The sequence below is a fragment of the Cedecea colo genome (assembly GCF_011808225.1).
In the GTDB taxonomy this organism is placed as follows: Bacteria; Pseudomonadota; Gammaproteobacteria; order Enterobacterales; family Enterobacteriaceae; genus Dryocola; species Dryocola colo.
On sequence record NZ_SOYS01000002.1, the window covers coordinates 13548 to 32961 of the forward strand.

Annotated in this window: 16 protein-coding genes; 13 read left to right on the forward strand and 3 right to left on the reverse strand. The window is 54.3% G+C overall.

Annotation, left to right across the window (positions count from 1 at the left end; genetic code table 11):
* Nucleotides 1-38 precede the first annotated feature (38 nt).
* The 8 genes from E2L00_RS04430 (at nucleotide 39) to E2L00_RS04465 (ending at nucleotide 8804) form a co-directional block, all read left to right on the forward strand.
* Nucleotides 39-869: a carbohydrate ABC transporter permease gene (locus tag E2L00_RS04430; protein ID WP_167609571.1), complete on the forward strand. Its 831-nt coding sequence runs from the start codon at nucleotides 39-41 to the stop codon at nucleotides 867-869.
* A gap of 31 nt (nucleotides 870-900) precedes the next feature.
* Entirely contained in the window at nucleotides 901-2022 is a 1122-nt protein-coding gene (locus E2L00_RS04435; RefSeq protein WP_167607617.1) for an ABC transporter ATP-binding protein, read from the forward strand.
* A gap of 38 nt (nucleotides 2023-2060) precedes the next feature.
* Complete coding sequence (locus tag E2L00_RS04440) at nucleotides 2061-3365, forward strand: Gfo/Idh/MocA family protein (protein ID WP_167607620.1); 1305 nt, start codon at nucleotides 2061-2063, stop codon at nucleotides 3363-3365.
* Between the two features lie 23 nt (nucleotides 3366-3388).
* Nucleotides 3389-4297, forward strand: coding sequence for an ROK family protein (locus E2L00_RS04445; protein ID WP_167607623.1), 909 nt, complete (start codon nucleotides 3389-3391; stop codon nucleotides 4295-4297).
* 345 nt (nucleotides 4298-4642) lie between these two features.
* The gene (gene agaR, locus E2L00_RS04450; RefSeq protein WP_167607626.1) at nucleotides 4643-5428 is read left to right on the forward strand and encodes a transcriptional repressor AgaR; all 786 of its coding nucleotides are present in this window, start codon (nucleotides 4643-4645) and stop codon (nucleotides 5426-5428) included.
* A gap of 15 nt (nucleotides 5429-5443) precedes the next feature.
* Nucleotides 5444-6742 (forward strand): D-tagatose-bisphosphate aldolase, class II, non-catalytic subunit, encoded by a 1299-nt coding sequence (locus E2L00_RS04455; protein WP_167607629.1) that lies wholly within the window; start codon nucleotides 5444-5446, stop codon nucleotides 6740-6742.
* On the forward strand, nucleotides 6739-7923 hold the full coding sequence (locus tag E2L00_RS04460; protein ID WP_167607632.1) for an SIS domain-containing protein: 1185 nt from the start codon (nucleotides 6739-6741) through the stop codon (nucleotides 7921-7923). The genes E2L00_RS04455 and E2L00_RS04460 overlap by 4 nt, the downstream gene beginning before the upstream one ends.
* A 26-nt stretch (nucleotides 7924-7949) precedes the next feature.
* Nucleotides 7950-8804 (forward strand): tagatose bisphosphate family class II aldolase, encoded by an 855-nt coding sequence (locus E2L00_RS04465; RefSeq protein ID WP_167607635.1) that lies wholly within the window; start codon nucleotides 7950-7952, stop codon nucleotides 8802-8804.
* 217 nt (nucleotides 8805-9021) lie between these two features.
* Here E2L00_RS04465 and E2L00_RS04470 read toward each other — a convergent pair whose 3' ends face one another.
* Nucleotides 9022-9771, reverse strand: a complete 750-nt coding sequence (locus E2L00_RS04470; protein WP_167607638.1) for a phage antirepressor KilAC domain-containing protein — start codon at nucleotides 9769-9771, stop codon at nucleotides 9022-9024.
* Between the two features lie 245 nt (nucleotides 9772-10016).
* On the opposite strand from E2L00_RS04470, the gene E2L00_RS04475 reads away from it, so the two are divergent.
* A complete protein-coding gene (locus E2L00_RS04475; protein ID WP_167607641.1) occupies nucleotides 10017-10523 on the forward strand; it encodes an autotransporter domain-containing protein in 507 nt (168 codons plus the stop codon).
* Nucleotides 10524-10684: 161 nt separating this feature from the next.
* Here the strand turns inward: E2L00_RS04475 and E2L00_RS04480 are convergent, their stop codons facing one another.
* Both E2L00_RS04480 and E2L00_RS04485 read right to left on the reverse strand, forming a co-directional pair.
* Entirely contained in the window at nucleotides 10685-12157 is a 1473-nt protein-coding gene (locus E2L00_RS04480; RefSeq protein WP_167607644.1) for a pyridoxal phosphate-dependent decarboxylase family protein, read from the reverse strand.
* Nucleotides 12158-12175: 18 nt separating this feature from the next.
* On the reverse strand, nucleotides 12176-13561 hold the full coding sequence (locus E2L00_RS04485) for a diaminobutyrate--2-oxoglutarate transaminase (protein WP_201279312.1): 1386 nt from the start codon (nucleotides 13559-13561) through the stop codon (nucleotides 12176-12178).
* Between the two features lie 939 nt (nucleotides 13562-14500).
* On the opposite strand from E2L00_RS04485, the gene E2L00_RS04490 reads away from it, so the two are divergent.
* The 4 genes from E2L00_RS04490 (at nucleotide 14501) to E2L00_RS04505 (ending at nucleotide 19386) form a co-directional block, all read left to right on the forward strand.
* Entirely contained in the window at nucleotides 14501-15001 is a 501-nt protein-coding gene (locus E2L00_RS04490) for an SH3 domain-containing protein (protein WP_167607647.1), read from the forward strand.
* Between the two features lie 134 nt (nucleotides 15002-15135).
* Entirely contained in the window at nucleotides 15136-16086 is a 951-nt protein-coding gene (locus tag E2L00_RS04495) for a hypothetical protein (protein WP_167607650.1), read from the forward strand.
* 39 nt (nucleotides 16087-16125) lie between these two features.
* On the forward strand, nucleotides 16126-17511 hold the full coding sequence (locus E2L00_RS04500; protein WP_167607653.1) for a serine/threonine-protein kinase: 1386 nt from the start codon (nucleotides 16126-16128) through the stop codon (nucleotides 17509-17511).
* A 138-nt stretch (nucleotides 17512-17649) separates the two neighbouring features.
* Nucleotides 17650-19386 (forward strand): alpha,alpha-trehalase, encoded by a 1737-nt coding sequence (locus E2L00_RS04505; protein ID WP_167607656.1) that lies wholly within the window; start codon nucleotides 17650-17652, stop codon nucleotides 19384-19386.
* The last annotated feature ends 28 nt before the right edge of the window (nucleotides 19387-19414 follow it).

Consider the following 19414-nt stretch of genomic DNA (forward strand, 5'->3'; position numbering starts at 1 on the left):
ATTCCCCGGCAACAACCAACCGCCCCGCGCCAGGCGTAATGCCGCGCAGAAAAGCCGACATGCAAAAAGGGCTGGTCTATCTGTTTATGCTGCTGGCAAGCCTTGCTTCCATCACGCCCTTTATCTGGATGCTGATCACCTCGCTGAAAACGCAGGCGGAGAGTATTCAGATCCCGCTGCAGTTATTGCCTGCGCATCCCGCTTTTACCGCTTATGGGCGCATTCTGCATGAAATTCCGTTTACCACCTTTTATCTGAACTCGATTCTCGCCACGTTTTTCACCGTCACCCTGCAAATGGTCATCGCCACGATGGCGGCATACAGCTTCGCCCGGCTTCACTTTCGCGGCCGCAACGTCGTATTCGTGCTGTGCATTTCCATCCTGATGGTGCCCGGACAGGCGTTCCTTATTCCACAATTTTTAGCGGTGCAAAAACTTGGCCTGCTTAACACGCTGACCGGTCTGATCCTTCCGGGCGTATTCAGTATTTACGCCACCTTCCTGCTGCGTCAGTTCTTTATGGCGGTGCCAAAAGAGATGGAGGAAGCGGCGCTGATGGACGGCTACAACCACTTCACTATCTTCTGGCGGATCATGCTGCCGCTGATCCGTCCCGGCATTATCGCCTGCATCATCATCAATGGCTTGTGGAGCTGGAATAACCTGATGTGGCCGCTGATTGTCAACACCAGCAGCAGCAAACTGACGCTGCCGGTCGGGCTGGCCTCGCTCTCCAGCCGCGCCGGTGAGGAATATCCGATGCTGATGGCCGGCGCGCTGATGGCCATCATTCCGATGCTGATGTTGTTCATCGTCTTCCAGCGCTATTTCATTCAGGGCATCGCGGGTGCCGGCGTGAAAAGTTAATCCTGTGGGCTTAAACATTGAGGAAAAAGTTATGACCGGAATACAACTGCACAGCGTGGAAAAAGTGTATCCCAACGGCTTTAAGGCGCTGCACGGTATCGACCTTGATATCCGTGAAGGCGAATTTATGGTGTTTGTCGGACCGTCAGGCTGCGCCAAATCTACCCTGCTGCGGATGATCGCCGGGCTGGAAAGCGTCAGCGAAGGTCAGATTGTTATCCACAATCAGTGCGTGAACGACACCATGCCGAAAGACCGGGGAATTGCGATGGTGTTTCAGAACTACGCGCTCTACCCGCACATGACCGTGTACAAAAATATGGCCTTCAGCCTGATCGGCAAAGCGAGCAAACAAGAGATTGACCGCCGGGTGCGTGAAGCCGCGGAAAAACTTGAGATAACCAATTTATTGCAGCGCAAACCGGGACAGCTTTCCGGCGGCCAGTGTCAGCGCGTGGCGGTAGGCCGGGCGATTGTGCGCAAGCCAAAAGTCTTTCTGTTCGATGAGCCGTTGTCCAACCTTGATGCCAAACTGCGCGTTACTATGCGCGTACAGCTGATTGATTTACATCATCAGCTCAAACGCGAAGGCGTTGGCGCCACCATGATTTACGTTACGCACGATCAGGTTGAAGCCATGACGATGGGCGACCGTATCTGCGTGCTCAACCGCGGTGAAATCATGCAGGTGGACAAGCCGGTTAACCTCTATCACCACCCGGCCAATAAATTTGTCGCCGAGTTTATTGGCAGCCCGTCGATGAATCTCCATGACCTGGAGGTGCAGCACAACCACGATGCGGTCAGCCTGCGTCTGAACGATAGCGCAGCGCTGAATCTGCCCCCCGATCTGACGGAACAGATGCTTAGCTACAGCCACAACGACATTTGTCTGGGTATCCGTCCGGAGTATCTGCGCATTGTCTCCGGTCCCGAAGAAAACGCCGCTCAGGCCGCCATCATGACCGTTGAACGCATGGGCAATGAAGAGCTGCTGCATTGCGACATCGGTGGTTACCGCTTCATCACTCGCGTAGCAACCCGGCACGACTGGGAGCCGCTGCCTGGCGAGAAGATCTGGCTGCATTTCGATCTGCATCGCGCGCACCTGTTCGATAAAGAAACAGGGCTGAACTTAAAACAGCGTCATTAAAGCCCGATAACCTGCTTTGAGCAATGTGGAGAATTACAATGTCATCCGAATCTGTAAAAAATACTTCCGGCTGCAAACCGGTCTCTGTGCTGGTAGCTGGTGCCGGCGCGCGCGGTGAAATCTATTCCCGTTTCGCCCTCGCCCATCCTGAGCTGATGCGCGTTGTTGGGGTGGCAGAGCCGCGCGAAACCTACCGCCAGCAGTTCGTTGCACAGCATAATATCGCGCCTGAAAACGTCTTTCACGACTGGCGCGATGCCGCAGCCGCAGGGAAAATGGCCGATGCGGTGCTGATTTGTACTCAGGATAATATGCATCTGGAACCGGCTCTGGCGTTTGCCGCGCAGGGTTACCATATGCTGCTGGAAAAACCGCTCTCACCCGACAGCCGCGAATGTAAAGCCATCGTCGATGCGGTAACGCGCGCCGGGGTAATTTTTTCCGTCGGCCACGTCCTGCGCTATACCCGCTATACGCAAAAACTCAAACAGCTGCTGCGCGACAAAGTGATCGGCGACGTCATCAGCATGCAGCATCTGGAGCCGGTCGGTTACTGGCATCAGGCGCACTCTTTCGTGCGCGGCAACTGGCGCAACGACCGGCTTTCTGCCTCCATGCTGCTGCAAAAATCCTGTCATGACATCGACTGGATCCGCTACATCATGGACACGCCCTGCGAACAGGTCAGCTCGTTCGGCGGGCTGCGCCATTTCCGCGCCGAAAATCAGCCAGTAGGGGCGGCTGACCGCTGCCTTGACTGCGGAGTGGAAACCACCTGCCCTTATTCCGCTAAAAAGATTTACCTCGGTGAACAACGTAAATCAACCCCCGGCTTTCTGCGTGTGCTGACGCCAGAAGTCAGCCAGCAAAATCTTCTAGCCGCCCTGCGCGAAGGGCCGTATGGCCGCTGTGTCTACCGCTGCGATAACAACGTGGTCGATCATCAGGTGGTCAATATTCAGTTTGCAGGCGGCAAAACTGCCTCATTCACCATGACCGCATTTACCCGCCACGAAGACCGCAAAACGCAACTGTTTGGTAGCCACGGTCAGCTTGAAGGCGACGGTCGTTTTATCCGCATTACCTCGTTTATTGATGACAGAGAAACGGTTTACGACGTTGAGGATATCGCAGACACCGATCCGGCGCTGAACAGTGCAATGGGCGGGCATGGCGGAGGCGACTACTACCTGATGGCGCATTTCATTGATGCGGTACGCAACAACGATGCCAGCCAGATCTTTTCCGGCCCGCAGGAAACTTTAGAGAGCCATCTGATGGTCTTTGCAGCCGAACGCGCCCGTCGTGAAGGCGCGGTTGTTACCGTGAATTCGGATGCCTGAACGTTCACACCGGGGAAATAACGATGCGATACGGATTTGATATCGGCGGAACCAAAATTGAAATGGCCGCCTATGATGACCGACTGAACCAGGTGTTCTGCCAGCGAGTCAGCACGCCGACAGCGGATTACAGACAATTTCTGAGCTGTGTCAAAACGCTGGTAGCGCAGGCAGATATGACGTTACGCGCGCGCGGCACGATAGGCATCGGCCTGCCGGGAGTTACCGATCCGAAAAGCCGCAAGCAGCTCTCGGTAAACGTGCCCTGCATTACGGGTCAATGCCTCGCCGAAGATCTCGCCAGCACGCTCGACCGGCCGGTTGCCATTGAGAACGATTGCCGCTGCTTTGCGTTATCAGAGGCCAGCACTGAACAAACGCAGCGTCACGATATTGTTTTTGGCGTCATTCTTGGCACCGGCGCGGGCGGCGGTCTGGTGCTGCATAAGCACCTGCATAAAGGCAAAAACGGGCTGGCCGGGGAATGGGGACATATTCCGATTTCCGCACTGTTGGTTCAGCGCTACGACCTGCCGCTGTTTGCGTGTAGCTGCGGGCTCACCGGCTGCTTTGAGCGTTACGTTTCTGGACGCGGACTGATGGCGCTCAGCCAGTATTTCCACCATCGGGCAACCAGCGTGCCGGAGCTGCTCGGTTTTTATCGTCAGGGAGAACCCCTGGCTCGGCAGCTGATTGCTATCTATATCGACATTCTTGCTAGCGCTCTCGCCAGTCTGCAGCTGATGCTTGACGTCGATGCGTTTGTGCTGGGCGGCGGCGTCTCCAACATACCCGAGCTTTACCGCCTGTTACCCCTGGCCATGCGCGACTGGTTGTTCCCCAACAGTGAACCCGCCGTCATTTTATCGCCGGTATTTGGTGATAGCAGCGGAGTGCGTGGTGCCGCTTTGCTGGAACAGCATGAACGCTGAATACGGCACAGGAAAAAATAACAAAATAAATGACGAAAAATAAACGAAGGATAAAAGAAACAACCTCCTGCGGCATCTTTCGGTTTCACCGGAAAATATTGTCAGCAGGCGTGAAAGGAATGCTGAAATATAACAGATTTAGCAAATAAAACGCTTTCGCCTTACCTTTCGATTGCAGACAAATCGAAAGCCAGAAAGCAACATAACTTACTGATATATAAATATTTATTGTGAAAGCACCGTTGCATTTCAGTTTTTCGTTTGCTGTAATTCAGGCCGAAACACCGAAAGCAGCCGAATACGCGTCCGCGCCAGGCTCAATGCTGTTTAGGGGATTAAACATCAATGATAAATACGCTAAAACGCCGGGAATTGATTATCGACCAGCTATGTCGTGAGGGTTCCGTGCGCGTCGAAGAACTCAGCGGGCAATATGAAGTGTCGAGCGTGACCATTCGCAACGACCTGCGTTACCTGGAAAAAAGCGGCTGCGCGGTACGGGCTTACGGCGGCGCCAAACTGAATAAACAATTCGTGTTTGACCGCCCGTTGCAGGACAAAGGGCGCATCAACCGCGACGTGAAATATACCATTGCCTGCGCGGCAGCAGCGCTTATCAACGACGGCGACTCGATCATTCTCGATTCCGGTTCGACCATCAGCCAAATGGTGCCGCAGTTACAGGGCAAGCAAGAACTGGTAGTGATGACCAACGCGCTGAATATCGCCTTCGATTTGGCCAGTAACGAACAGGTGGATCTGATGGTGATTGGTGGCAGCGTGCGGCGTAAATCCTGGTCGCTGTACGGCCCTTCTGCCGAACAGCATATCCGCCAGTACCGTTTCGACAAGCTTTTTCTGGGCGTGGATGGTTTTGATCTGGTTAGCGGCATCACTACCCCTAATCCCGGCGAGGCCCAGCTAAACCGTGCGATGTGCGACGTGGCGCGGGAAGTTATTGCCGTCGCCGATGCCAGCAAGTTCGGCCGTACCAGTTTTTGCATGATTTGCGAAATCAGCAAAATCAACAAGCTGGTCACAGACAGCCGCATCCCGGACGATTACCGCCGGGCATTACATGACTCTGGCGTCGAAGTGATCATCGCCGACCGGTTGTCCTCCCCTTTCTGATAAGGAGTTTGGCTTATGCAACAACTACTTGAATTGATACAGCGCCATAAGGCCGGGGAACCGGTAGGCGTGTTTTCCGTCTGTTCAGCGCATCCGTGGGTGATTGAAGCTGCGCTGCGTCAGGCTTTACAGCGTGGCACGGCGGCGCTGATCGAGGCAACGTCTAATCAGGTGAACCAGTTCGGCGGGTATACCGGCATGCAACCGCACCAGTTCCGCGATGCGGTGTGGAAACAGGCTGACGCCATCGGTTTACCCCGCGACCGCGTGTGGCTGGGAGGCGATCATCTCGGCCCGAATGCCTGGCAGGATCAGCCGGCGGAACAGGCCATGCGGTTAGCCGAAACGCTGATTGCAGATTACGTCGCTGCGGGTTTTCGCAAAATTCACCTCGACTGCTCAATGTCCTGCGCCGATGACCCTTCACCGCTGGGTGACGATGAAGTTGCCCGCCGCGCCGCACGGCTGTGCGCTGTGGCAGAGAAAAGCTGGCAAAAGCACGGTGGTGAAGCGCCGGTATACGTAATTGGTACGGAAGTGCCGATACCGGGCGGCGCTCAGGAAGCACTGGAAGAAGGGCTGCACGTCACCACGCCGGACGCGGTAGAAACCACGCTTGGCGTGCATCGTAGCGCCTGGATGGCGCAGGGGCTGGCCGCCGTCTGGCCACGGGTTATCGCCGTAGTGGTTCAGCCAGGCGTCGAGTTTGATAACCATAGCATCGAACGTTATCAGCCCGAACGCGCCCGTCAGCTGACGCGTTTTATCGAAAACTGGCCGACGATGGTTTACGAAGCACATTCTACGGATTATCAGGCACCGCTAGCCTATCGGCAGCTGGTTCGCGATCACTTTGCCATTCTCAAAGTCGGCCCTGCCCTGACCTTCGCCTTACGCGAGGCGTTGTTTGCCCTCGACCATATTGAGCGCGAATGGCTGGGTGAGCATCAGGCTTCTCATCTATGTTCCACGCTGGAGCAGGTGATGTGCGAGCGCCCTGAACAGTGGCGTCGTTACTATCCCGGAGAGCCGCATCAGCAGCATCTTCACCGCCAGTACAGCCTGAGCGATCGGGTTCGCTATTACTGGCCGCTGCCGGAGATCCGCATAGCGGTCGACAGCCTGCTGAACAATCTGCGTCACAATCCTGTGCCGCTAGCGTTGCTCAGCCAGTATCTGCCCGAACAGGCCCGCGCCATCAATGCCGGCCAGCTCTCCTCCGATCCACAGGATTGGGTTTTACACAAAATCAGCGAAGTGCTGGCCGATTACGCCAATGCCTGCCAGCCAGCCACCAGGGAGCACGTATCATGAAGCAATATTTTTCTTACAGTAATGAATGGCTGGAACAGCACAACGCCCAGCATACCGCGCGCGAGATTTGGCAGCAGCCTGATTTGTGGCACGCCCTGCATCAGCAGCTGCAGGAAACTCAGGCGCAGTGGCAGCCGTTTCTGCAACCACTGCTGGATAATCCGCGCCTTCAGATTGTGCTGTGCGGCGCTGGTAGTTCGGCGTTCGCTGGGCGCGCGCTGGCCCCGTGGCTGCGCCAACAAACCGGTCGTGATGTAGTGGCTTATGGCACCACCGATATTGTTGCTAACCCGCATCAGTATCTTGACCGTTCCCGCCCGACGTTGCTGGTCTCTTTTGCCCGTTCAGGTAACAGCCCGGAAAGCGTAGCCAGCGTCGCGCTGGCCGACCAGCTGGTGCCGGAGTGCTATCACCTGATGCTGGTGTGTAATCCGGACAGCCAGTTGGCGAACTATGCCGAAGGTCACGATAACGTGCTGGCGCTGCTGATGCCGGAAGGCTCAAACGACCAAAGTTTCGCCATGACGTCAAGCTTCAGCTGCATGTTACTCAGCGCAGCCTTGCTGCTTGGTCCGCATACGCTAAGCGAAGCGCACAAACCGCTCGGACGCATGGTCGCCCGCTGTCGCGAACTGCGCGAAACGCTGCAAATGCAGGTGAAAACACTGGCCGCCAGCGGCTTCCGTCGTTATATCACTCTCGGCGGCAGCTGTTTTACCGGCCTGGCCGAAGAAGCATCATTGAAAATGCTGGAACTGACCGCCGGACGCATCGTCACTCGTTACGATTCCTCACTGGGACTGCGGCACGGACCGAAATTTATGGTGGATAACCAGACGCTGGTCCTGCTGATGTTCTCAAGCGACAGCTACGCACGTCAGTACGATGTGGATTTATGGCATGAGCTCAAACGTGACGGGCTGGCGCAGCAGATGGTCGGGCTGAGCGGAGAACCACACGATTTCGCTGGAGTGCAAACCTTGCACAATGACCCCGACGATCTGTGGCTGATGTTCCCATATCTGCTGTTTGTGCAAATGCTGGCGATGGAAACCTCGCTGGCGCAGGGACTGACGCCGGACAATCCTTGCCCGACCGGTGAAGTTAACCGCGTAGTAAAAGGCGTGACCATTTACCGCTATTCCAGAACAGCCGTACAGGCCAGCACGGCGGCGCTGTAGCCGCAACCGAAATTCAGGGAGTTTTTATGTACTTAGTCTCTAATCGTGAAATGCTAAAAAAAGCCCAGCGTGAGGGTTACGCCGTTCCGGCGTTCAACGTGCATAATCTGGAAACCGTTCAGGTGGTCGCAGAAACCGCTGCGGAAATGGCCTCACCGGTGATCATGGCGGGCACGCCCGGCACGTTTTCCTATGCCGGTACTGACTATCTGGTGGAAATCTGTCAGGCTGCCGCCCGCCGCTATAATCTTCCGCTGGCGCTGCATCTCGATCACCACGAAGATATGGGTGATATCGAAGGCAAAGTACGTCAGGGGATCCGCTCGGTAATGATTGATGGATCTCATCTGCCGTTTCGTCAGAACATTGACATCGTGTCGCAGGCGGTAAAGCTCTGTCATCGTTACGGCGCAAGCGTGGAAGCGGAGCTCGGACGGCTCGGTGGTCAGGAAGACGATTTGTTGGTTGATTCAGCCGACAGCTTCTTTACCGACCCGCTGGCTGCGAAGGAGTTTGTCGAACTGACCGGGATTGACTCGCTGGCCGTAGCCATTGGTTCAGCACACGGGCTGTATCAGGGCGAACCGAAACTGGATTTCGAGCGGCTGGAAAAAATTCATGACTGCGTGGATATTCCACTGGTCCTGCATGGCGCATCAGGAATTCCTGAAGCCATGGTGGCACGGGCAATTTCTCTTGGGATCTGTAAAGTCAACGTGGCGACGGAACTGAAAATCGCTTTTGCCGATGCTGTTAAAAGTTATTTTATCCAGAATCCGCAAGCTAATGATCCGCGAAAATACATTGTGCCCGGCAAGCTGGCAATGAAAGAAGTGGTTGCCGAAAAAATTCGCATCTGCGGCAGTGCCGGATGGCTGTAGAACGCCTGTCTGGCGTATTTTGCAATAAATCTCGCGCTAATAAAAAAACGACCTTCCCCTGTGGAAAGCCGTTTTTTATTATGGATGATACTTTGATCTGCAGATAAACCGGCGTTGTCGTCAGGCGCAAAGACGTTAACCGGCAACCGGCCGGACGTTTTTTTGCCCGGCGACGCACAACAAAAGCATAACCGCCCGGCGTGACGGGCTCCGCTCATTAAAACCAGCTATGGCCCTGGATGGCGTTTTCACCACGTTCATGAGGCCGTACATCCACCGGTTGCGTGGAAAGATGCCCTGCCCAAAGGCCGGCAATCCACTTGACGCCACGTGCGGTAAAGCGCGCCTGGGCCCAGGTATGCTTGTTCTCTCCGGTACCGCTATGTACGGTAAAATAACCCGCCTGGATATGAGATTGTGCAGGCATCAGAACGCCGTTAGCACGGGACATGATGTTACGTTCCAGCAAAAATTGACGAAACTCCGCCTCTTTTACCTTGAGCATTTTACAAAGCTGGCGGAAGCCAAGCGTGTCATTGACCTGGACATACCAGTCAAAAAACTCTGCCTTTGGGGCAATAAGAGCAAGCTGCTCCTCTGCCCGCTGGCGTTTTTCATACTGCTCGGCCCAGGCGTGCGCCGCGACGGCAGGATTAGTAAAATCTGGCAGGCAGACGCTCTTTTCGCGTTCCTGCCAGCGATCCAGCACTTCTACCGTAAAGCCCGGCGATACGCTCGCAACGGTCAGCAACGAGTCTCGCTTATTAAGCAAATACTCCTGCCGCATCTCGCCTTCTTGCTCATACTGGTTAGTCGTAACCGACTGCGACAGGCGCTGTGCCGTTTCCAGACTTTTGACCATACGCTTCACTTCTTTATGAGTGATGCCCGTCAGCCTGGCGATTTCACGACTGCTCATGATGGGAGACCGATCGTGCGAACTTAAACTTTCCAGTGGAATCACCATATTTCCCCCTAACCAGTACTATTAACGAATGACTTACTGAAGAAATAGTATACAAATGCCTGGTTAAATATCCAGTATTTTTTTTGAGCACAAGTAAGCCGCTGAAAAATCGGATTTTATTCCCTATAGGCAGCAATCAGGCGTATCCGCAACGTTATACGCGATACCTTCTTTACTCAAAGCCTGCTGGATTCTGCGCGTCACTGTTTCGAACTCGTCAGGCGGGAAAGCGATTTTGTCTGTCGATGAGAGGCAGCCGTTCTGGCCGCCAGGTTTTCAGTTCCCTGACTTCCGGCTACGAATTCCGTACGGCGGCAAGCCTCGTCTCCCCGTACGCTCGCGTCCAGTATTACCGGACCTGGCTGGATGGCTATGCAGAATCGGACGCGGACGTTTTCAATCTGGCGTTTACCCGGCAGACTTTCTCGCAGGTGATGACAAGCGCAGGCCTGCGCGGAACGCATAGCGTGCCGACCGCGTGGGGCTTTATGAAATTGCAGGGCCGCCTGGAGTACTCGCAGCTGGTGGATGACAGCGGCGGCGCCCGGGTAGGCTATGCCGACGTCAGCGACGATACCTGGGGCATGTCGCTCTATGAAGAGAGCAAGCAGACGCTGGCGCTGGGCTTTGGCGTCGATTTCCTGCTGCCATATGACATCACGCCGGGATTCGCCTGGCAGGAAACCATCGGGCTGGATGAACAGAAGTCTCGTTCAGGGATGTTTATGTTTCGCATGAATATTGGTTTTTAATACGCGCTGAAAGCGGATTTGATAGCCATATTTAGTATGGAAGAAAAAATAAGGCAGCATTCGATAAGTTACCGCTCGCCTCTTTCTGTAAAACGTAAAAAAGCCGATAACACAGTTATCGGCTTTTTATTTTGCTGCAACGTCAACATCAGTCTGCGTTATTAAGCGCTCAGCAACCGTTGCGCCGTTTCATCCACCAGCGCCAGCAGGATTTTAATATCTTCCAGGCTAACCGTTGGGTTTAACAGCGTCAGCTTCAGACAGGTTACGCCATTAAACTCGGTCACGCCTACGTTTGCACGCCCGGACTCCAGCAAAGCATCGCCAATCTTTTGGTTCAGCAACGCTACCGCTGCATGCTGGTCGGCCGCCCATGCAACAGGACGATAGCGGAAGAGGACGCTGGCCAGCTGCGGCTGCATCACCAGCTCCAGCGCTTTTTGTTCAGTGACGTATTGCGCCACTTCCTGCGCCAGGCTCACGCCGCTATCGATAATCGCGGCATATTGCTTCTGGCCTAAAGCTTCAAGGCCCATCCACAGTTTTAAGGCATCAAAACGGCGGGTGGTCTGCAAAGATTTAGAGACCAGGTTCGGCACGCCCTGGGCTTCATCAAACTCGGAGTTCAGGTAAGCCGCCTGGTAGCGCATCAGCTCGTAATGACGGGCTTCTTTTAACAGGAAAGCGCCGCAGCTTATGGTCTGGAAGAACTGTTTATGGAAATCCAGCGTGATGGAATCCACCAGCTCAAGGCCGTCCAGATAGTCGCGGTACTTTTCAGAAAGCAGTAACGCCCCGCCCCACGCCGCATCAACGTGCACCCAGATATTATGCCCGGCTGCAAGCGTTGCAATTGCGCGTAGTGGATCGATTGCACCCGCGTCTGTCGTACCGGCGGTAGCCACAATGGCGAGGATCTGCTCGTCGTTAGCCTGAGCCTGCGCCACTTTCTGAGCTAAATCATCCAGGTCCATACGCGCGAAACGGTCGGTTTTCACCAGCGTAACGGACTGATAGCCCAGGCCGAGTAAAGCCATGTTCTTCTGCACCGAGAAATGGGCATTTTCAGAACAAAGGACCTTAATCTTCTTCAGGTTACCCACTAATCCATCTTGCTGGATAGAATGGCCCTGACGAGCAAAGAAGGCGTCACGCGCCAGCATCAGCCCCATCAGGTTGCTCTGGGTACCGCCGCTGGTGAACACGCCCGCGTCGCCCGGCTGGTAACCCACCTGAGCGCGCAGCCATTCGATAAGCTTCATCTCGATAATGGTCGCCGACGGGCTCTGATCCCAGGAGTCCATGCTCTGGTTGGTGGCGTTAATCAGTACCTCGGCGGCCTGGCTTACCACCAGGCTTGGGCAATGCAAATGCGCGACGCACTGCGGGTGATGCACCGACAGGCTGTCCTTTAAAAAGTATTCAATCGCGCGTTCAATTGCGGCCTGGTTGCCCAGGCCCTGAGGATTAAAATCGAGCGTAATACGTTCACGCAGTTCGGCAACGGTTTTCCCCTGATACATTTCAGGTTGCTGCAACCACTGCACTACGGCCTGGCTGCTCTGGGCGATCGCCTGCTGGTATGCCTCGGTGCTTTGCGCTGAGGCCGCCAGAATCGGGTTTAATTCGGACATTGCGATAATTCGCTCCATTCAGACAGGTTTGATGCCGGCCGCTAACAGGGCCTGCTCAAATTTATCCAGGAAAATATTTAACTCATCGTTGGTGATAAGCAGCGAAGGCAGCAGACGCAGCACGCAACCGTTGCGGCCGCCGCGCTCCAGAATCAGCCCGGCCTGGAAGCATTTTTTCTGCAGCAGGGCGGACAGCTCGGCATCTGCCGGGTAGCAGCCCATATGATCCTGCGCTTCGTTTGGCTTAACTATTTCAATGCCAATCATTAAGCCCAGGCCGCGAACGTGGCCAATCACCGGATAGCGTTTTTGCAGCTCGGCCAGTTTGGCTTTCAGCCATTCGCCCTGCGCGGCTACTTTGTCAGCAATATTGTTCTCTTTCAGATGCTTCAGGGTCGTCAGGCCGGTCGCCATCGCCAACTGGTTACCACGGAAGGTGCCGGTATGGTGGCCAGGCTCCCAGGCGTCGAACTGTTTCTTGATGCCCAGTACGGCCAGCGGTAAACCGCCGCCCACGGCTTTTGACATCACGATGATGTCCGGCTCGATGCCCGCGTGTTCGAAGGCGAAGAATTTACCGGTACGCGCGAAGCCTGCCTGAACCTCATCGATAATCAGCAGAATGCCGTGCTCCTGGGTGACCTTGCGAATGCGCTGTAACCACTCGGCCGGCGCCGGGTTGACACCGCCTTCACCCTGCACCGCTTCAAGGATGACCGCCGCAGGCTTGCGCACGCCGCTTTCCACATCGTTGATTAAATTATCGAAGTAATAAGTCAGGGCCTTAACGCCAGCCTCGCCGCCGATGCCCAGCGGGCAACGGTACAGGTGCGGATAAGGCATAAACTGTACTTCCGGCATCAGGCCGTCGACCGCTTCCTTCGGCGATAAGTTGCCGGTGACCGATAGCGCGCCGTGGGTCATGCCGTGATAGCCGCCGGAGAAGCTGATCACACCTGAACGGCCGGTGTATTTTTTAGCCAGCTTTAATGCGGCTTCAACCGCGTCGGCACCGGATGGGCCGGTGAACTGCAGGCAATACTCTTTGCCCTGAGCGGGTAATAAAGAGAGAAGATATTCGGAGAAAAGATCTTTCAACGGCGTTGTCAGATCCAGTGTATGTAACGGCAAGCCGCTGGTAATGACATTTTGGATGCTTTGCAGCATATCAGGGTGGTTATGCCCAAGAGCCAGAGTACCGGCTCCCGCCAGGCAGTCAAGATACTGATTATTCTCAACGTCTGTTATCCACACGCCTTCGGCTTTGGCGATTGCCAGCGGTAATTTGCGCGGATAGCTCCTGACATTCGATTCAAATTCAGCCTGTCTGGCTAAATAAGTCTCGTTGTTTCCCTTTAATGAAGTTGCACCTAAAGTATCAATACGGACTTTATCCGTCATCATATCACTCCTACAACTGAGGTTATGGGTTACACCGCAGTTGAATAATTGAAAGTAAAAAGTAAGTAGCCTGCAAAAAACGCGGCCAATATAGGTTTTTTTAGCCCGCTACTCAATAATTTATTTCATCACCAGGCGTTTATATTTTATGTTTAATATCAATAGGTTAATTTATATTCAGATTTATGTGCTGCCATAAAGCCATTCAGAAGATGTTAACACCAGGCTGGCAAGGCCGGACTGCTGGCTGCGCACGTTTTCTCCGGGCTGCTTTCCGCTTAACAGCCGAAGCGCCCAATCAGGCATATTAAATACATGTTTATTAATAGAGAGATAGAAATCTTAGCGGCAGATATTTTATCTGTCCGACTGATGTTCTTTATTCTCTTGCATGAGGCGCATGGTAAAAATTCATTATCGAGGCGGATATCAGGAATACGATAAAATAGTGTACCTGCTGATGCTCAAAACAATGCCCGCCATCCGGATACGGATCAATTTCGATTTAAGATTAACCTCAGGTAAATCCTTTCAGCATCCATTCTTTTGCCGGTAGTACAGGCTCTTTTTTTGCCCTATAGCTAATGTTATTCATATTTTTCAATAAGTTAAATTTAAAGCGTTTATTAATTGCTTTTTCCTCTTCCCGGCATTTCGGGCGTAACACCTGAAGGCTATAGCCTCTGCCTCTCTTCTTCTTTCAATCCATCTTCGTTTAATGTCGGCCTGCGGTTATCTCGCCATTGAATTGTTATTCAGGCTATGTAAAATCACGGCTACTATGCTTAACCCATATGAATCATTTCTATTCCGGGCCGGGTCGTTTCCTGCTCATAAGGTAAAATGTTCATGGGCGTTTCCTGCGCCATGGACTATTTTTTCCTCTGTAGCACCGCGCTCCACGGCAGGCGGGTTTAAACCATTTTTTCAGGGAAAGTCACGATGAAATTGCGAAATCTGTTAGCCCTTCTTGTGATCACAAGCGTAGTCGGATGCAAAGCGCCCCCCCAGAATATGACGGACGACACTTTGGTAACCAGCGAGGTTAACGGTGTGACGCTCACCCACCGTTACGCGGTAGCCGCGCCGAGCGAATTTACACCGATCAATGCCAGCTATCGGGCGCTCTATCCCGGCTCCATTATGAGCAAACCGGATTTCGGCGGTAAGGTCATCAGCCAGCTTGAAAACGGCCAGACCTATACGGTGCTCGGCCAGGTTGAGCACGCCTGGCTTGCGGTTGCCGAACAGGATAAACAGGAAATGCTGGGTTACGTGCCGATGCGTGCTTTGGTCAAAAGCGAGCTTTACGCCCAGACGCTGAAAAAAGATCGTCCGCGTCCGCGCAAGTCCACGAAAAAAGCCGCTTCCACCTGTGTTGCCGTCGATAACGACAGCAAAGCGTGTCAGAACGCCAATAGCGGGACGTGGATTATTGATTAACCGGCAGGGGCAGCGGCAAAAGAAAATATTTAAAACAACCGGTTACCGTGAGAATATAGGGCGTATCCGGCGACAACCTCTTATTGATGCCGCTTCCCCCTCATCCTTATTTACTTTGGCTTGCAAGGAATTTTATGAAACTCTGGCTCTCTGGTGTGGCATTGCTACTGGCATCTACAACCGTGTTGGCAGGGAACTATCGTATTGTGCAATCCCCTTCGCAGAAGCTGGATGTATGGATAGATAACATCAAAAATAATTCCCCGCAAAGCTGGTGCGATACGGAGCTTCCGCTACGTATTGTCGCCAACGGTGAGAAAAATCCCGCCTTACTGAACACCTTTATGCCGCGCCTGGGTGCCCTGCTGGAAAATCAGTGCGAAAAAATCGCAAGCGTTAGCTGGCGGATGGAAGACGACCGGGGCGATACGCTGGCCTACGGCACCACAACGAAAGATAGCGACTGGGCCGTAACTATCGCGCCCGTTATTGCAGGCGTAGCGAATACCACTGAACGCGCCGAAGAAATGTCACCCCCGGCTGACCGCACGCCGTGGCAGGAATTTACCCTACAGGATGGCTGCCATCTGCGTACCTTCTGGCAGGGCGACGCGGCTACTTCAGCCCTCTTTATACCCGATGGCAAATGCGAAAAAGGCGGCTGGCTCAACGGGCGCAGCGAAGTCATTCAGAGCGGCAAAAACGGCGAAAAACGCCTTGAAATGACCTTCGTACATGGTTTCCCGGTCAGCGGATTAAGCAGCCAGACCAATGCGGACAGCCTGCTTATCACCGGCCTGAATAATGAACGTATGGTGGTCAGTACGGAACATGCGCCGCTTAGCTGGATGATTCTGCCCTATAAACCTGAGCTGAACGGCTGGCAGGCCAGCGGGACGATTGCCGTTGAAGTGCCGCGAGAAATGGCGCTTGATGAATCCCGCCTGCAGGCCCGGCTTAACGAGGTGCGCAAAGTGTGGTCCGGCTGGCTTGAGCCCGACACCACCATAACGCTGTTATTGATTGATTCTCTGCACCCGCAATTACGCGATCCGGCAGTCGGCGCCTGGCGTGCCCAGAAATAATCCTGAATATTCGTCAATTTTCGAGCAGAGAAAGCTATCATGACAGATAACGATTACACCCCGAGGATCCCCGACGCTCTGCCGCCAGGCTACCGTTTCGACGAGTTTGAAATTCAGGAAGTCATTGATTCAACCAACGTCGGTATTATCTATCGCGCCTGGGATCACCAGCTTGAACGTCCGGTCGCCATCCGTGAATTTATGCCGCGAGCGTTGACGGTGCGCAGCGATAATATGCGTCTGGTTTTGCGCAGCAAGCAGGATAGCACCGCCTTCAACGCTGGCCTGAACAGCTTTATTCAGGAGGCGCGCCAGCTCGCCCATTTTAACCATCCGAATCTGTTGCAGGTTTTACGCTTCTGGACGCTGAACGAAACCGCCTATACTGCCACGCTGTTTTACAGCGGCATTACCCTTGCGGAACTGTATCAACAGCAGCCAGAGATCGTTAATGAAGGCTGGATAAGGCACATGTTGCCCATGCTGTGCAGCGCGCTCGCAGCGCTCCACGAGGGCGACTATATTCACCGTGACCTGTCGTTAAAAAGCATTCAGATTCAGGATAACGGCATTCCACTCCTGCTTAACTTTGCCGCCTCGCGCCGCAACGTAAACGGCATGAGCGATGAAAGTAAAACCCTGCTGCACCCGGGCTTCGCCCCGCTCGAACAGTACACTGAAGACCTGGAAAACCAGCTCGGACCCTGGACGGATATTTATGCGTTAGGCGCCGTGCTCTACACGCTTATCACCGGTGCCAGTCCCCAGGCAAGCGTTGCCCGCAGCATTCAGGATACCTGCATTCCCCTCGCAGAAACTCAGCCGGCAGGCTACACGCAAAGTCTGCTGCTGGCGGTTGATCGTGCGCTGGCGCTCAAGCCAGAAGACCGCCCGCAGTCGATAGCAGAATTTGCCGCTCTGGCGGAAATTTCATCGGCGGATATCAGCGAGTTATCGGGCGCCAAACAGCCCGGAACAATGCTGGTGGCGGTAGAGGAAGAGTCTGACGCAGGCGGGTTGCCGCTGTGGAAGCGCTACAAATCACCGTTACAGGTTGCAGCGGGTATTGTGGCAGGGATTATTGTTGGCGCAGTTATTTTTGGTAGAACGCCGCAGGCGCCTGTCGAGAGCAAAAGTGCGGCAACCCAAACCGTGCCTGCAAAAAATAACGCCGATCCTGCGGCAGCGCCGGCCACCCCAGCTGCAAACGGCCTGATTGCCCGTGTTTACGTCCATATAAACGAAGGCGAAGAGATGGAAGTGAACGGGGAAGCGCAAAAAAACGTTCCCTCCATCAATGGCTACGGCATTCTGCAACTGCCGGCGGGCAAATATGATATCAGGCTGCATAACCAGACCCAGTCGCGCAGCGTAACGGTATCCGTCGACAAACCCGGCACCTGGCTTTTAAATCCGCAACAGTAATCCATCGTGACGAGGTAATTTATCTGCTTTCGTCACTTTTGCTACATCCTGCACACAGGCTGGTACAAATTCGTCTAAGGTTTTCATATGGTTGATCGCGGTAAACTTTGGCTGCGATCCTGCAAAGGAGAACAATAGATGATAAATCCTGTTTTGCGCCGTCCGCGAACGCTACTGCTTGCTATCCAGATGGCGCTGGGTTGCGCCTTCGTTACTTTCACCCTTCCCGCCGCCGCCGATGACAACCCGCAAATCCGTACCCAGCCGCAGCCGCCGGATGTGCTGCTCGGCCCGTTGTTCAGCGATGTACAAAGCGCGAAGCTTTTTCCCGACCAGAAAAGCTTTGCCGATGCGGTCCCGAAAGGCGATCCGCTGATGATCCTGGCGGATTACCGCATGCAGCGCAGCCAGTCCGGCTTTGACCTGAAGCATTTTGTCGAAGTGAACTTTGTATTACCGAAAGACGGTGAAAAATATGTTCCGCCTGAAGGGCAGTCGCTGCGTGAACATATTGATGGACTATGGCCGGTTCTGACGCGCACAACGGATAGCCTCGGTAAATGGGATTCCCTGCTGCCGCTGCCAAAACCTTATGTCGTGCCAGGTGGCCGGTTCCGCGAAGTTTATTACTGGGACAGCTATTTTACCATGATGGGACTGGCTGAGAGCGGGCACTGGGACAAAGTGCAGGATATGACCGATAACTTTGCCAGCGAGATTGATACCTGGGGCCATATTCCCAACGGCAACCGCAGCTATTACCTGAGCCGCTCCCAGCCGCCTTTCTTCTCCTTTATGGTCGAACTGCTCGCCAGCCATAACGGCGATGAGGTTTACAGCAAATACCTGCCGCAGCTTAAAAAAGAATACGCTTACTGGATGGAAGGCAGCGAGAGTCTGTCGCAGGGCCAGGCGAATAAGCGCGTGGTGAAGCTCAAGGATGGTTCCGTACTTAACCGCTACTGGGACGATCGCGATACGCCGCGTACCGAATCCTGGCTTGACGACGTGACCACCGCGAAAAATAATCCGGATCGCCCGGCAACGGAGATTTATCGTGATTTGCGCGCCGGTGCCGCATCGGGCTGGGATTTCAGTTCGCGCTGGATGGACAACCCCGAGCGGTTAGGTTCTATCCGTACCACGTCTATCGTGCCGGTAGATTTGAACGCGCTGATGTACCAGCTTGAAAAAACGCTGGCGCATGCCAGCGTCGTGGTAAAAGACGACGCGGCGGCGAAGGAGTATCAGCAGCTTGCGGATGCGCGTCAGAAAGCCATTGAGGCGAACATGTGGAACGCCAAAAAGGGCTGGTATGCGGATTATGACCTGCAAAATAATTCCGTGCGCAACCAGCTAACCGCGGCGGCGCTGTTCCCACTTTATGTTCACGCAGCGGCGCAGGACCGGGCAGACAAAATGGCCACGGTAACTCGCGCGCAGCTGCTTAAAGCTGGCGGGCTGACCACCACCAATGTGAAAACCGGTCAGCAGTGGGATGCGCCAAACGGCTGGGCCCCGCTGCAATGGGTCGCCACCGAAGGCCTGCAGAATTACGGACATAAAGACCTGGCGATGGAAATCACCTGGCGCTTCCTGACCAACGTACAGCACACCTATAACCGCGAGAAAAAGCTGGTGGAAAAATATGATGTGACGAGTACGGGCACAGGCGGCGGCGGTGGCGAATATCCGTTACAGGATGGTTTTGGCTGGACCAACGGCGTGACGCTAAAAATGCTCGATATGCTCTGCGGCAGCGAGAAACCATGTGATTCCACGCCGGATAAACTCCCTTCGGCAACGCCTGGACCGGCAACATCCACCACCCCGGAAAAAACGCAGGAAACGCCTCAGCCTGCGGCCGTGCAATAATTTTGTCAGGTGGATAAGCGCCACCGCT

Bases quoted from the DNA above. Each gene is read 5' to 3' on its own strand.
- E2L00_RS04430 (WP_167609571.1), top strand. From the start codon at position 39: ATGCCGCGCAGAAAAGCCGACATGCAAAAAGGGCTGGTCTATCTGTTT.
- E2L00_RS04435 (WP_167607617.1), top strand. From the start codon at position 901: ATGACCGGAATACAACTGCACAGCGTGGAAAAAGTGTATCCCAACGGC.
- E2L00_RS04440 (WP_167607620.1), top strand. From the start codon at position 2,061: ATGTCATCCGAATCTGTAAAAAATACTTCCGGCTGCAAACCGGTCTCT.
- E2L00_RS04445 (WP_167607623.1), top strand. From the start codon at position 3,389: ATGCGATACGGATTTGATATCGGCGGAACCAAAATTGAAATGGCCGCC.
- agaR (WP_167607626.1), top strand. From the start codon at position 4,643: ATGATAAATACGCTAAAACGCCGGGAATTGATTATCGACCAGCTATGT.
- E2L00_RS04455 (WP_167607629.1), top strand. From the start codon at position 5,444: ATGCAACAACTACTTGAATTGATACAGCGCCATAAGGCCGGGGAACCG.
- E2L00_RS04460 (WP_167607632.1), top strand. From the start codon at position 6,739: ATGAAGCAATATTTTTCTTACAGTAATGAATGGCTGGAACAGCACAAC.
- E2L00_RS04465 (WP_167607635.1), top strand. From the start codon at position 7,950: ATGTACTTAGTCTCTAATCGTGAAATGCTAAAAAAAGCCCAGCGTGAG.
- E2L00_RS04470 (WP_167607638.1), bottom strand. From the start codon at position 9,771: ATGGTGATTCCACTGGAAAGTTTAAGTTCGCACGATCGGTCTCCCATC.
- E2L00_RS04475 (WP_167607641.1), top strand. From the start codon at position 10,017: ATGAGAGGCAGCCGTTCTGGCCGCCAGGTTTTCAGTTCCCTGACTTCC.
- E2L00_RS04480 (WP_167607644.1), bottom strand. From the start codon at position 12,157: ATGTCCGAATTAAACCCGATTCTGGCGGCCTCAGCGCAAAGCACCGAG.
- E2L00_RS04485 (WP_201279312.1), bottom strand. From the start codon at position 13,561: ATGATGACGGATAAAGTCCGTATTGATACTTTAGGTGCAACTTCATTA.
- E2L00_RS04490 (WP_167607647.1), top strand. From the start codon at position 14,501: ATGAAATTGCGAAATCTGTTAGCCCTTCTTGTGATCACAAGCGTAGTC.
- E2L00_RS04495 (WP_167607650.1), top strand. From the start codon at position 15,136: ATGAAACTCTGGCTCTCTGGTGTGGCATTGCTACTGGCATCTACAACC.
- E2L00_RS04500 (WP_167607653.1), top strand. From the start codon at position 16,126: ATGACAGATAACGATTACACCCCGAGGATCCCCGACGCTCTGCCGCCA.
- E2L00_RS04505 (WP_167607656.1), top strand. From the start codon at position 17,650: ATGATAAATCCTGTTTTGCGCCGTCCGCGAACGCTACTGCTTGCTATC.